Origin of the sequence: uncultured Martelella sp., assembly GCF_963677965.2 — a bacterium.
Taxonomy (GTDB): Bacteria; Pseudomonadota; Alphaproteobacteria; order Rhizobiales; family Rhizobiaceae; genus Martelella; species Martelella mangrovi.
In genome coordinates this window covers 2,169,998-2,183,470 of sequence record NZ_CAXXFM010000001.1, presented here as the reverse complement: position 1 = coordinate 2,183,470, position 13,473 = coordinate 2,169,998, and the positions used below count along the sequence as shown (strand labels likewise).

Below are 13,473 nucleotides of genomic sequence, written 5' to 3'. Positions count from 1 at the left end.
CGCCGGAGTGAGGGGCAGCTTTGTCAACAAACAGAGGCCGCCCACAAGGGACGGCCTTCAATTCAGACGCAGCGGAACAGTCTATTCCGGCTGGCCGTAATAGGCCGTCGCGCCGTGCTTGCGCAGAAAATGCTTGTCGAGCAGTTCCTGTTCGATTGCCTGCAAGCCCGGATTAATCTGGATCGACATCAGCGCCATTTCGGCAATGCATTCCACCGCGACGGCGACCTCGACGGCCTTGGCCACCGATTTGCCCCAGGTGAACGGCGCATGGCGGTTGACGAGAACGCCCGGAAAATCGAGCGGGTTCAGGCCCTTGAACCGTTCGAGGATGACATTGCCGGTTTCCCATTCATAGGCCGATGCGATTTCCTCCGGCGTCATCTTCCGCGTCACCGGGATTTCGCCGTAGAAATAATCGGCGTGGGTGGTGCCGAAATTCGGGATCGCCCTGCCCGCCTGGGCAAAGGCGGTCGCCTTGGTGGAATGGGTGTGGACCACGCCACCGATGCCTTCAAAGGCCATCAGCAGGCAGCGATGCGTCGGCGTGTCAGAGGAGGGCCTCATATTGCCCTCCACGATTTCCCCATCGAAATCGACGATCACCATGTTTTCCGGCGACAGCTCGTCATAATCGACGCCGGATGGCTTGATGGCGAAGACGCCCTTGTCGCGGTCGACGGCGCTGGCATTGCCGAAGGTCAGGTTGATCAGCCCGTGTCTTGGAAGCGCGATATTGGCCTCATAGGCCTCGCGCCGGATTTCGGTATACATCTGATGCCCTTTCTCAAGCCTTGATGCCGAGACCGAGATGCCAGTAGATCTCGTTGTTCCTGAGATCCTGCCGGAAACGGTCGAGCCTGGTGTCCTCGTTGATGACGGCCAGTTCGATCCCGGCCATGGTGGCGAAATCGTCCAGCATTTCCGTCGTCACGTCGTTGCTGTAGGCGGTGTGATGGGCGCCGCCGGCAAGGATCCACGCCGAAAGCGCGGTCTTGAAGTCCGGCTTGCATTCCCACACGGCGCGCGCAACCGGCAGGTTGGGCAGGTCCGGATGGGAAACCGACGTCACCTCATTGACCAGCAGGCGGAAACGGTTGCCCATATCCATCAGCGAAGCATTGAGCGCCGGCCCGAGCTTCGCATTGAAGACCATGCGCACCGGATCGGCCTTGCCGCCAATGCCGAGCGGGTGGATTTCGACCTTCGGCGTGCCATCGGCAATCGACGGGCAGACTTCCAGCATATGCGAACCCAGCACCTGCTCGTGGCCCGGCGCCATATGATAGGTGTAGTCCTCCATGAACGAGGTCGCGCCGCTCAGGCCATGGCCCATCACCTTCAGCGCGCGCACCAGCGCCACCGTCTTCCAGTCGCCCTCGCCGGCAAAGCCGTAGCCGGCCGCCATCATCCGCTGGGCGGCCATGCCCGGCAGGGTCTCCATGCCGTGCAGATCCTCGAACGTATCGGTAAAGCCCTTGAAGCCGCCGGCTTCCATGAAGGCTTTGAGGCCGAGTTCCTGGCGCGCGGTGTTCAGCAGCGCATCATGGCGTTCGCCGCCCTTTTTCAACACATCGACGACGTCATACTGGTTTTCGTATTCGGCAGCGAGTGCGGCAACGTCATCGTCGTCGAGCGTGTTCATCACGTCAACGAGGTCCATGATGCCATAGCCGTTGACGGCAAAGCCGAGCTTCATTTCGGCGGCGACCTTGTCGCCCTCGGTCACCGCAACCTCGCGCATATTGTCGCCGAAGCGGCAGAACCGGCCGCCCTGCCAGTCGTCCCAGGCGCGCGCGGCGCGCATCCAGGCATCGATCCGCGCGTGAACCTCCGGGTCCGACCAGTGGCCGGAAACCACCTTGCGGCCAAGCCGCATGCGGGTGTGGATGAAGCCTGCCTCACGGTCGCCATGGGCCGACTGGTTGAGGTTCATGTAGTCCATATCGATCGTGTCCCACGGCAGTTCGCGGGCATATTGCGTATGGAAATGCAGGAATGGCTTGTTGAGCATGGAAAGCCCGCGGATCCACATTTTCGAGGGCGAAAATGTGTGCATCCACAGGATCAGACCGCCGCACTCGGGATCGGAATTGGCGCGCACGGCAAGCTCGGCGGCTTCCGCCGGGCTTTTGACAACAGGCTGCGGCACGATTTCGAGCGGCAGATTGCCATCCTTGGAAAGCGCTGCGGCAATGGCGTTGAACTGCGCGTCGACTTCCGCCAGCGCTTCAGGTCCGTAAAGGTGCTGCGAGCCGCACACGAACCAGATCTTGAGGGGCTTCAGGCCGATCATGTTATTTCTTCCTTCTGCAAAAAACGTATGAGGCGGGCGCTTCAGCCCCGCACCTTTTCCCTGATGTCGATCAGATCCTTCATCACCTTCGACAGGTCACTGTCGCGGGTGATGCCGCCGAAACCGTCGTGGAGCGTCAGGTAGAGCCCGTAAAGCTCTTCATAGATCGCGACGTTTTCAGGGATGGGATCGTAGCGGATGTCCTTCAGACCGGTCATCGCGCGCGTCGTCTCGCCGATGGTCTCGTGCGATCCGCCAACGGCTGCGGCAGCCACCGCCGCCCCCAACGCGCAGGTCTGGGCCGAACGAGTGACCAGCATGGTGCGGTTCATCACGTCGGCATAGATCTGCATCAGCATCGGGTTCTTTTCGGCAATGCCGCCGGCGCAGACGACCTTGTCGATCGGCACGCCGAAATCCGTCATCCGCTCGACGATCGCGCGCGCCCCGAAGGCCGTTGCCTCGACCAGAGCGCGGTAGATTTCCGCACGGGTCGAATAGAGCGTCTGGCCGATGATCAGACCCGTCAGCCGCTGGTCGACGAGAATGGTGCGGTTGCCGTTGTTCCAGTCGAGCGCCAGAAGGCCGCTCTGGCCGGGCTTCATCGCCGTTGCTTCCTCGGTCAGTTCGCGGTGCAGCTCCGGCCCGCCCTGGCAGACCCGCTCGACCCACCATTTGAAGATGTCGCCGACGGCCGATTGTCCGGCCTCGATCCCGAAAAAGCCCGGCAGGATCGACCCTTCGACAATGCCGCAGACGCCGGGAATGGTGTCGGACTTCGACAGGTCGACAATGGCGCAGTCGCAGGTCGAGGTGCCGATGACCTTGACCAGCATGCCTTCCTCGATGCCGCAGCCGATCGAGCCCAGATGATTGTCGAATGCACCGGTGGCAATGGCGATGCCCTCGGGAAGGCCGAGCTTTTCCGCCCATTCCGGGCAAAGCGTGCCGGCCGGTACGGAAATATCCTGCGCCGTATCATAAAGCCGGTCGCGCAGATCGGCGATGGCGGGATCGAGCTTGCCGAGGAACTCCTTGTCCGGCAGACCGCCCCATTTGGGGTTGTAAAGCCCCTTGTGGCCGGCAGCGCAGACGCCGCGTTTGACGTCGGCCGGCGCCTTGACGCCGGCAAGCACGGAGGGAATCCAGTCGGCAAGCTCCACCCAGGATGCCGCCGCATCAAAAACGGAACGGTCGACATTGAGGCAGTGCCAGATCTTCGACCACCACCATTCCGACGAATAGGTATCACCGACCATGGCGAGATATTCCGGCCGCTCGTCCTTGCCGAGTGCCGTGATCTTTTCCGCCTCGCGCCAGCTCGTGTGGTCCTTCCACAGCCAGCAATAGGCGTTGAGATTGTCGGTAAAGCGCGGGTCCATCGACAGCGCGCCGTTGTTCTCATCAACCGGCAACGGGCTGGAACCGGTCGAATCCACACCGATGCCGATCACCTTTTGCGGATCGAAGGCCTCGTGCCTTGACGCCTCGGCCAGCGCCCCGCGCACGCTTTCCTCCAGCCCCTTCAGATAATCCGCCGGGCTTTGACGCGCGAGCAGCGGGTCGGAGGGGTCAAGCAGCACACCCTGGTCGCCGCTTGGATAATTGTAGACATGGGTGCCGTATTCAAAACCGTCGTCGCACCCGACGACGAGCGCGCGAACCGAATTGGTTCCATAGTCGATTCCGATGGAGAACATGGTTGCCTCTTTTTTATTGTCTCGCCTCGCTCCCGGCACGGCTGTCTGACCCGCGCCGGGAACTGGTGTTCCCTGGATCAGGATGCCGCCGTCCGTTCGACAGTCAGCTTGAGCAGTCCCTTTTGCAGCAGAATGAAAAGCAACAGCAAAATGCCGATTGCCATCTTGGTCCACCAGCTCGACAGCGTCCCGTCAAAGACGATGTAGGTCTGGATAAGCCCCATGGTCAACACGCCGAAAAGCGTGCCGAAAACATAACCCGCGCCACCGGTCAGAATGGTGCCGCCGATAACGACGGTCGCAATCGCCGTCAGTTCCGTGCCGACGGTCGCCAGCGGATAGCCGGAGCCCGTGTAGATCGCGAAGACGATGCCGGCAAGGCCCGCCATCAGCCCGGAAAAGGCATAAATCATGATCGTGGTGCGACCGACCCTGGCCCCCATCAGCCTGGCCGTCTGGTCACCGCCGCCGATGGCGAACACATTGGCGCCGAAGCGGGTCTTGTGGGCCACGAAATGGCCGAAGACGAAAGCCAGAAGCATGATCACGCCGATCAGCGTCAGCCGCCCCTTGCCCGGCATCAGCCAATAGGCCTTCTGCAGCATTTCGAAGAAGGCGTTGTCGATCGGCACCGAGTCGATGGTCAGCATATAGGCAAGGCCGCGGGCCAGGAACATGCCGGCAAGCGTGACGATGAAGGCCGGCATGCCAAGCGTATAGATCAGCCAGCCCATCGCCGCGCCAAAAGCCGTTGTCAGCACCAGAAGCATGGCGAAAACCACCATCGGGTGCAGCCCGGTGTCGCGCAGCATCACCGCGATGAAAACCCCTGAAAAGGCAATGACCGAGCCGACCGAAAGGTCGATGCCGCCCGACAGGATCACCACCGTCATGCCGACGGCGACGATGCCGAGATAGGCGTTGTCTGTCAAAAGGTTACCGGCCACCCGGGTCGACAGCATGAACGGAAACTGGATGTAGCAGACCAGGTAGGCCAGGATGAAAATCACGATGGTTGCAAACAGCGGATATAAACGCGGATTTTTCATTTGCCTGCCTCCTGCAGTCCGGCTTCACCGGCCTTGTTGCCCCGGCTGAAAAGGCTTTGCCTCAGAAATTTGAGGTTACCGGCGACATTGGGCGATTGCAGGACAAGGATGATGACAACGAGCGTCGCCTTGATGACGAGATTGTACTCCGACGGGAAGCCCGCCAACAGAATGCCGGTGTCGATGGTCTGGATGATCAGCGCACCGATGACCGACGCGGAAATCGAAAACCGCCCGCCCATCAGCGAGTTGCCGCCGATCACGGTGGCGAGCACCGCATCGAGTTCCAGCCACAGGCCGGCATTGTTGGCATCGGCGCCGCGAATATCGGCCGTGGTGATGATCCCGGCCAGAGCCGCGCACATTCCCGATGCCATATAAACCGCAATCAGCAGAACCCGGGCGTTTACGCCGGCCAGCGCGCTGGCCCGGCGGTTGATGCCAATCGATTCCACCAGCATGCCAAGCGCCGAGCGCCGCATGACGAAAATCACAAGCGCGGCCGTGATGATCCAGATCCATGTCGGAACCGGAATCCCGAGAATGTCGCCGGAACCGAGGAAGGCAAAACCCGGCAGGTTGAAGGTCAGGATCCGGCCTTCGGTAATCAACTGGGCAATGCCGCGTCCGGAAATCATCAGGATCAGCGTGGCGACAATCGGCTGGATCCCGATAAAGGCGACCAGAACGCCGTTGAAAAGCCCCGCGGCAAGCCCCGCCGCCAGCGCCATCAGCACGGCGGCAACCAGTCCGTATCCGGCGGCAATGGTTGCTGCGGCAACGGCTCCGGTAATGGCGATCACCGTGCCCACCGAAAGGTCGATCCCCTTGGTGGCAACGACCAGCGTCATGCCGATCGCCAGCAGTGCGACCGGCGCGCCGCGTTTGACCACATCGATCACCGGGCCGACAAACCGGCCATTGGCATAATCGATCTGCAGAAAGCTCGGGAACACGATGCTGACCAGCGCCACCAGAACGACAAGCGTGATCAGTTGCGGAAGAACCCGTTTCAGACCTCCGGGCATCAGACCGCCTCCTTTTCATTCGTCTTGTTCGAGCTGGCAATCGCCTTGACGATATTGTCGGTTGCGATCTCCGACCCGGTCAGTTCCGCGACATGGCGGCGGTCGCGCACGACGATCACCCGGTCGGACACCGCGATCAGTTCATCCAGCTCTGACGAAATGATCAGGATCGACATGCCTTCGGCTGTAATTTCACGCACCAGATGCAGAATTTCCGCATGGGCGCCGACATCGATCCCCCGTGTCGGCTCGTCGAGGATCAGAAAACGCGGGTTCATCGCCAGCCAGCGCGCCAGCACCACTTTTTGCTGGTTGCCGCCCGAAAGCTCGCCGACCGCCTTTTCAGGCCCCGACGTGCGGATATCCAGTTTCTCGATATAATCGGCCGCCAGCCGGTCCTGTTCGGAGCGGGCAATCGGCCGCGCCCAGCCGCGCCGGGCCTGAAGCGCCAGCGCGATGTTTTCACGGATCGACAGGTCGGCGATGATGCCGTCGGTCTTGCGGTCTTCCGGGGCAAAGCCGAAACCGGCCGCAATCGCATCGCGCGGACTGCCGATCTTCAGCGGACCGGAGGCATCCGCGATCTTGCCCGTCTGCGCCGTGTGCACGCCGAAGATAAGCTCCGCCGTTTCCGTGCGGCCCGAGCCGAGAAGACCGGCGAGTGCAACCACTTCGCCCTTGTGCACCTCAAGATCGAACGGCTCGACAAAGCTCTTGCGGCCGACGCCTTCGAAGGTGAGCAGCGGATCGGCGCTGACGCGGCCTTCGGTGGTCCGCCGGGTTCCGGCTTCCTCTTCTTCGTCCAGCGTGCGTCCGAGCATGTGTTCGATCAGCTTGACGCGGTCGAGTTCGGCCGTCACTTCCGTCGTGATCTTGCAGCCGTTGCGCAGCACCGTCAGCCTGTCCGTGATCTCGAAGACCTGATCGAGGAAGTGCGACACGAAAATGATCCCGAGCCCCTTGTCACGCAGCTGCCGGACGACCCCGAACAGCATTTCCACTTCACGCGTATCGAGGCTGGCGGTCGGCTCATCGAGGATCAGCACCTTGCCCGACAGCGCCACGGCGCGGGCAATCGCGATGACCTGCTGAATGGCAACGGAATAGACGCCGAGATCGCGCCCGACATCGATGTCGAGACCATAACCTTCCAGCATCGCCTCGGCATCGCGCTTCTGGGCGCGTGCATCGATAATGCCGAAACGGCGCTTTTCATGGCCGAATGTCAGGTTCTGCGCCACCGTCAGATTGGGCAGCAGGTTGACTTCCTGGTAGACCGTGCCGATCCCCAGTTCCTGCGCCTCGGATGTCGAGCGCGGCGAAATCTGCTTGCCTTCAAGCGTGATCGTGCCTTCATCGCGGGTATAGGCCCCGGTCAGGCATTTGATCAGCGTCGATTTGCCGGCGCCGTTTTCGCCGAGCAATGCATGCACTTCGCCGGCGGCCAGCTCGAAGTCGACGCTGTCGAGGGCTTTCATGCCAACGAAAGTCTTGGTGAGATCTTGGATAGTGAGAAGCATTTCGAAGCACCTTGGCGCAATCCTTCGGCGCCGGGGCGCCGTCATGTAGATGCGGCCGGGGCAGACCCCGGCCGCTTCCGGGAGGATCAATCAGTAGCCAAGGCCCTTGCGGCGTTCATATTCAGCCGTCGGATCGTCAGCCTGCGTGTAGATCTTCGAATCCGTCTGGATGAATTTTTCCGGCATGGTGCCGTCGGCCCAATAGGCTTCCAGAACGTCAAAGGCGGGACCGGCCATGTTCGGTGTCAGTTCCACGGTGGCATTGGCTTCGCCATCGGCCATCGCCTTGAAGTAGTCCGGAACGCCGTCGATCGAGACCGTCAGGATATCCGTACCGGGTTTGAGACCGGCTTCCTTGATGGCCTGGATCGCACCGACAGCCATGTCGTCATTGTGCGCGAACAGGGCGCAGATGTTTTCGCCGCCGTTTTCAGCCTGGATGAAGCTTTCCATGACTTCCTTGCCGCCGGAACGGGTGAAGTCGCCGGTCTGGCTGCGGATGATCGTGACATTCGGATGATCGGCGATTGCCTTTTCAAAGCCTTCCTTGCGTTCGATCGCAACGGACGACCCGGTCGTGCCCTGAAGCTCGACGACATTGCAGTCCTTGCCATCGACCGTGTCGACCAGCCATCCGCCGGCAACTTCGCCTTCATGAACGCTGTCGGCACCGACGGCTGTCATGTAGAGATCGTCGGATGCATCAATCTGCCGGTCGAGCAGGATGACGGGAATGTCATAGTCCTTGGCTTCTTCCAGTGCACTGTCCCAGCCGGTCGCGACAACCGGGGCGAGCAGGATGGCATCGACGCCCTGCGCAACGAATGCGCGAATGGCCGCGATCTGGTTTTCCTGCTTCTGCTGGGCATCAGAGAATTTCAGATCGATGCCGCGCTCTTCGGCCTGCTGTTTGGTCAGCGTCGTTTCGGCAGCGCGCCAGCCCGATTCCGAGCCGATCTGCGAAAAGCCGACCGTCTGCGCAGAAGCGGCAGTGGCAGCAAGCGTGAATGCAGCAACACCTGCAAGAAGTATGGATTTCATCTGTCTTGTCCTCCCTTTAAGAACGAACGGCAGGTCTTCCCGCCGTTCAGGCACCGGTCCCCGCCGGATGCGGAAACCCTGCCTTTCGGCCCTTGCGGCCGAAGCATCACAATGGCATGGATAACATGGTGTTCGACGTTTCCTCCCGGCGAAACCGTGTCGACCAACGCGGAACCAGGGCGTGATCTGCCCGACATTCCTGCGTTTAAAAGGCCTTGCGATGCGGGGAATTGTTACAATTTCCCGTCATACGTACAAATGAATAATCGTGTTTCTGATATAGCAGAATTGGTATGGATGTTATGGCGCACAACCAACGCTATGGGAGCCAGGACGAGTTCATCCGGCGCGGTCTGCGGTTTTCGCAGATGCGCCTGATCGCCCTTCTCGACCGCAAAGGCCAGATTTCTTCCGCCGCCGCGCAACTGGGTATGACCCAATCGGCGGCATCGCGTCTGTTGTCCGAACTGGAACATACCGTCGGCGCCAAGCTCTACGAGCGTCACGGCCGCGGCGTTGTCTTAAGCGAGGCCGGGCAGGCGATGGCGCGCCAGGCGCTGATCATTCTCAACCAGCTCGACCATGCGCATCAGGAAATCTCGCAGATCGTCGACGGCGCGCGCGGCCAGGTCCGCATCGGCGCAGTCACCGGCCCTGCCATGCAGCTCGTGCTGCCGGTCGTTCGCGAGCTGAGGGAAAATTATCCTGAAATCGAGCTTTCGGTTCTGGTCGACACCAGCGAGAAACTGGCCGAAGCGCTGTTTTCCCATGACCTCGATTTCTACATCGGCCGCCTTCCCGAGGACGTGGACGCCAAGTCCGTAACCATGCGCCCGCTCGGCGTCGAACCGATCGACATGATCGCCAGACTGGACCATCCGCTTTGCGAACGCGACACGCTCTCGATTGGCGATTGCCTCGCATATGACTGGGTGCTGCAACCGGTCGGCACACCGATGCGCCGGTCGATCGAGGCGCATCTTCTGGCCAACGGCTTCACCCTGCCCCGCCATGTGTTTGTCACCACCTCGCCGCTGCTGTCGCTTGCCATCATTTCGCAGACCGACGCGGTGACACCGGTGGCCCGTCCGGTCGCCGATTTCCTGCATGCCGACGGCACGCTGGGAGCGGCGATCCGCCGGTTGCCGGTGCGTGAGAATATCGATGTCAGCTCCTATTCGATCATCCAGCGCATCACTGCCGTCCAGCCGCCCCCGGTGGAACGGGTGCTGACGCTGATCGACCGGCAGATCGCTCTGAGCCCGGACCAGTTTCCCGAAGACCTGGTCAACCGCTGAACAGCACGGTTGCATCCGTTCCGCCCTGAGCCAACGCCAGCGTTTGCCGCATAAACCTCATATTTCCAACCGCGGAATAGATGATATTCGGCAATTGTCGGCTTGCGGCATCGATAGTAGAAGAGGCGAATCGGCATTTTGCCGGCGGATGAAGGAGCATTGACTGATGAGCACGCAAAACCCCATGCCGCTGTTCTACCGGAAGCCACAGATCCTGCGTTTTGAAGAGCACAAGGGGCTTGGTCTTGTTGCCAAAAACGACTTCTCCTTTTCTTCAAACGCGACGGCAATCCCGCTTTCGGTAACGGAATTCATGCCGGCCGTGCGCCATTATCCGATTGTTTTCATCGATGCCGGCGGTTCACCGGCGCCGGTTGCGATCGTCGGCCTCAAACAGGGCCATAACCTGATGCTGGAAGCAGACGGAAGCTGGGCGCCGCATGCCTATGTGCCGGCCTATATCCGCCGCTATCCGTTCATTCTGGTCCAGGCCCCCAATGAAGACACGCGCTACCTTGCCTATGACAGCGAAAGCGGCCGCGTGAAGCCGCTTGCCGAGGTTCCGGATGCCGCACCGATCTTCAATGACGACGGCACGGCAAGCAAGGTGGTGGAGCCGATGCTGCAGCTTTGCGAGGCCTATCACCAGCACCGTGCGCAGGACACGGCCTTCCTGAAGGCGCTTACGGACACCGATATTCTGGTTGCCCGTCATGTCGACATGGAATTTCCCGACAAGACCCGCTACCGGCTCGACGGTTTCAGCGTGATCGACCCGGAACGCTACCGCAACCTGCCGGCCCGCACGCTCAAACAGTGGACCGAAAAGGGCTGGACCGATGCCGCGGCCCTGCATCTTGCTTCCGCCCAGAACTGGGGCCTGCTGATGGAGCGCAACCGGCAGGTCTCGGCAAACGGCCATGACGCGCCGTCACGGCATTAACTGACCGCCGTTGATATCGATGATCTGGCCGGTGATATAGCCGGACATGGTCGGCGAGGCGAGGAAGACGAAGCTCCAGGCGCAGTCTTCCGGCACACCGAGGCGGCCAAGCGGGATCGCGTTCAGCGCCGCCTCAAGCACGGCATCCGGCGTGTCGTCATGGAACGGGGTTTCGATGACACCCGGTGCAATGGCGTTGACGCGAATGCCGTCGGGCGCCATTTCGCGGGCAAGCGCCCGTGTCAGCGAATGCACTGCCGCCTTGGCCGCAGCATAGATGCCCGAGCCCGGCGCGCCGCCGTTGCGCCCGGCAATCGAGCCCAGATTGATAACCGACGCCCGGTCGCTTGCCTTCAGCGCCGGGGCTGCATGGCCCACCAGCCTGAGCACCGACCGGGTGTTGAGATCGAAGACCTGATCGTAGACGGCTTCGTCGAAACCGGCAGACGGCGTGCGCCCGATTGCACCGGCATTGTTCACGAGGCAGTCGAGCCCGCCCATCATCGCCACAGACCGTGCGACGATATCTTCCGCATCATTCGCCCGGGTCACATCACCGGAGACGAGATGCACGGTACCGCCCTCTTCGCGCAGTGCGGCGGCAAGGCTTTCGGCCGCCTCCCGGCGGGCATTGTAGTGAAGTGTCACCTCGGCGCCGACGCGAGAAAAGGCCGTCGCGGCAGCCGCCCCGATACCGGAGCTTGCACCAGTGATCAGGACCTTCAGTCCCTCCAGATCATTGACAGGTATCACGCCGGGTCCCTCCCTTTCTGTTTCAATGCCGTCCAGCGCCCGGGCGACGGCGCGGCGATATTCCTTTCACCGCGCCGGACGATGTTTTTTCAGTGCGGGGCGAACTGGGCCGGGTGGAGCTGGCCAAGCCAGGTCTCGGTCAGCGGCTCGCCATCTTCGGCCAGATAGGCGCGGACATCAACCGTATCGGCCGTGCCATCGAATTTCAGGTCGTAGGTCAGCCGCCAGTCGTCGGTACCCACAATCTGCATCGCATAGGCGTTGAGAACCTCAGCACCGTCGCCGACGGTGATTTCCGGCTCAACGTCGTCATCATCCGTCAGGCCCTCAACCGCGGGACCGGAAAAATCAACGACCACCTTCACCTGATCGCCCGGGCGCGGCTGGCCCGGCACACCGCCGCGGCCGATGCGGCTTGCCGTGGTCTCGGCAAGGCGTTCACTCGGCGGCGCGGTCTTTGCCCAGGTGAGCGTGTAGGAGAAATCGCGTTCGTCGCCCGCCTTCGGCAGATCCTCCGGCAGCCAGTAGGCGACGATATTGTCGTAGATCTCGTCGTCGGAGGGCAGCTCGACAAGCTGAACCATGCCCTTGCCCCAGTCGCCCTCCGGCTCGATCCAGGCGGAAGCCCGGCGGTTATAGAACACACCGTCATCCTGATAGTGATCGAAATTGCGGTCGCGCTGGATCAGGCCGAAGCCCTTCGGGTTTTCGTCGTAGAAGCTTGAGGTCACAACGCGCGGCGGGTTGTTGAGCGGCCGCCAGATCTGTTCGCCCGAACCGGCCAGAATTTCCAGCCCGTCGCTGTCATGAACTTCCGGACGCCAGTCGAAGGCCATGTTGCGATGGGTTTCGGAATACCAGTACATCGAGGTCAGCGGCGCGATCCCGAGCCGTTCCACCGGTTCGCGGAAAAACAGCCGGCTCTTGATGTTGAGCACCTGCCCCTCGCCGTCTTCGTTTTCCGCCTCGATACGATAGGCGCCGGCCACGCTCTTGCTGTCAAGCAGCGCGTAGATGACGACATTGTCGCCGGACTTGTCGTCTTCTTCGAGATAAAACGTCGTAAAGCGCGGAAACTCCTCCGGCCGCGAAAGCCCGGTGTCGACAGCCAAGGCGCGGGCGGAAAGCCCATACTGCCCGTCCGGCCCGTCGGTGCGGAAATAGCTCGCGCCCAGGAATGAGATCCAGTCTGTCTTCAGATCGGGCCGCATGACGCGGAACCCGGCAAAGCCGGCGAAATCCTCCACCGCCTTGGCGGGGCTGTCATCCGGCATGTCGAAATATTGGGCGTCATAGAGCACTTCACGCGCCTCGCCGTCCTCAACCACGTTGATCGTCACCGGTTCCTTGAAATAACGGCCCTGGTGGAAGAACTGGATCGGCGCATCGCCGACATCAACCGTGTGGTCCTTGCGGAACACGATCTTCCAGTGAGCATCATAATCAATGGCATCGAACAGTTCGGGCTGTTCCACCGGATAGGCTTCGAACGGCTTTTGCGAGAGCGCCTTTGCCTCTTCGGCCAGGGTTTCGAAGGAAAACGGTTCGGCCGGGCCAAGTTCGGGTTTGAAATCCTGAGCGGAGGCTGTGGCAGAAAGGGTGGAGAGGGCAAGAACGGGAAGAAGAAGGAAGGAGAGACGGGAAGGCGGAACGGAACGGTTCGTCATAAGGGGGATACTCCGAGGGGGACCGAAAACACTCTGGATGCGTTAACGCGATCGGTCGCCCGAAGTTCCCGTTTTCTGAAAAATATGCCGAAGCCCGTCTGAAAAACAGGCTCGGATTATTAACAAAACCGGAGCGCGGAGGCGGAAGAAAGATTTATAAAAAAACTAAGCCCGCCTC

Annotated in this window: 11 protein-coding genes; 2 read left to right on the top strand and 9 right to left on the bottom strand. The window is 61.2% G+C overall.

What is annotated here, in order from left to right; genetic code table 11:
- Positions 1-81: 81 nt before the first annotated feature.
- From araD to ytfQ, 7 genes are all read right to left on the bottom strand, one after another.
- Positions 82-774, bottom strand: a complete 693-nt coding sequence (araD, locus tag ACHZCU_RS10240; protein WP_106312291.1) for an L-ribulose-5-phosphate 4-epimerase AraD — start codon at positions 772-774, stop codon at positions 82-84.
- A gap of 13 nt (positions 775-787) precedes the next feature.
- Positions 788-2,296, bottom strand: a complete 1,509-nt coding sequence (gene araA / locus ACHZCU_RS10235) for an L-arabinose isomerase (RefSeq protein ID WP_106312294.1) — start codon at positions 2,294-2,296, stop codon at positions 788-790.
- Between the two features lie 41 nt (positions 2,297-2,337).
- Positions 2,338-3,996 (bottom strand): ribulokinase, encoded by a 1,659-nt coding sequence (locus tag ACHZCU_RS10230; RefSeq protein ID WP_319518700.1) that lies wholly within the window; start codon positions 3,994-3,996, stop codon positions 2,338-2,340.
- Between the two features lie 77 nt (positions 3,997-4,073).
- Positions 4,074-5,045, bottom strand: a complete 972-nt coding sequence (gene yjfF / locus ACHZCU_RS10225; RefSeq protein WP_106312300.1) for a galactofuranose ABC transporter, permease protein YjfF — start codon at positions 5,043-5,045, stop codon at positions 4,074-4,076.
- A complete protein-coding gene (locus ACHZCU_RS10220; protein WP_319518699.1) occupies positions 5,042-6,073 on the bottom strand; it encodes an ABC transporter permease in 1,032 nt (343 codons plus the stop codon). The genes yjfF and ACHZCU_RS10220 overlap by 4 nt, the downstream gene beginning before the upstream one ends.
- A complete protein-coding gene (locus tag ACHZCU_RS10215) occupies positions 6,073-7,593 on the bottom strand; it encodes a sugar ABC transporter ATP-binding protein (protein WP_181190878.1) in 1,521 nt (506 codons plus the stop codon). The genes ACHZCU_RS10220 and ACHZCU_RS10215 overlap by 1 nt, the downstream gene beginning before the upstream one ends.
- 90 nt (positions 7,594-7,683) lie before the next feature.
- The gene (gene ytfQ, locus ACHZCU_RS10210; RefSeq protein WP_106312311.1) at positions 7,684-8,634 is read right to left on the bottom strand and encodes a galactofuranose ABC transporter, galactofuranose-binding protein YtfQ; all 951 of its coding nucleotides are present in this window, start codon (positions 8,632-8,634) and stop codon (positions 7,684-7,686) included.
- 302 nt (positions 8,635-8,936) lie between these two features.
- On the opposite strand from ytfQ, the gene ACHZCU_RS10205 reads away from it, so the two are divergent.
- Both ACHZCU_RS10205 and ACHZCU_RS10200 read left to right on the top strand, forming a co-directional pair.
- A complete protein-coding gene (locus ACHZCU_RS10205; protein ID WP_319518698.1) occupies positions 8,937-9,932 on the top strand; it encodes a LysR substrate-binding domain-containing protein in 996 nt (331 codons plus the stop codon).
- Positions 9,933-10,098: 166 nt separating this feature from the next.
- The gene (locus tag ACHZCU_RS10200; protein WP_319518697.1) at positions 10,099-10,875 is read left to right on the top strand and encodes a SapC family protein; all 777 of its coding nucleotides are present in this window, start codon (positions 10,099-10,101) and stop codon (positions 10,873-10,875) included.
- Here ACHZCU_RS10200 and ACHZCU_RS10195 read toward each other — a convergent pair.
- Positions 10,864-11,628: an SDR family NAD(P)-dependent oxidoreductase gene (locus tag ACHZCU_RS10195; RefSeq protein ID WP_319518696.1), complete on the bottom strand. Its 765-nt coding sequence runs from the start codon at positions 11,626-11,628 to the stop codon at positions 10,864-10,866. The two genes, ACHZCU_RS10200 and ACHZCU_RS10195, sit on opposite strands and share 12 nt — an antisense overlap.
- A gap of 89 nt (positions 11,629-11,717) precedes the next feature.
- Positions 11,718-13,295, bottom strand: a complete 1,578-nt coding sequence (locus ACHZCU_RS10190; RefSeq protein ID WP_319518695.1) for a glucan biosynthesis protein — start codon at positions 13,293-13,295, stop codon at positions 11,718-11,720.
- Positions 13,296-13,473 lie beyond the last annotated feature (178 nt).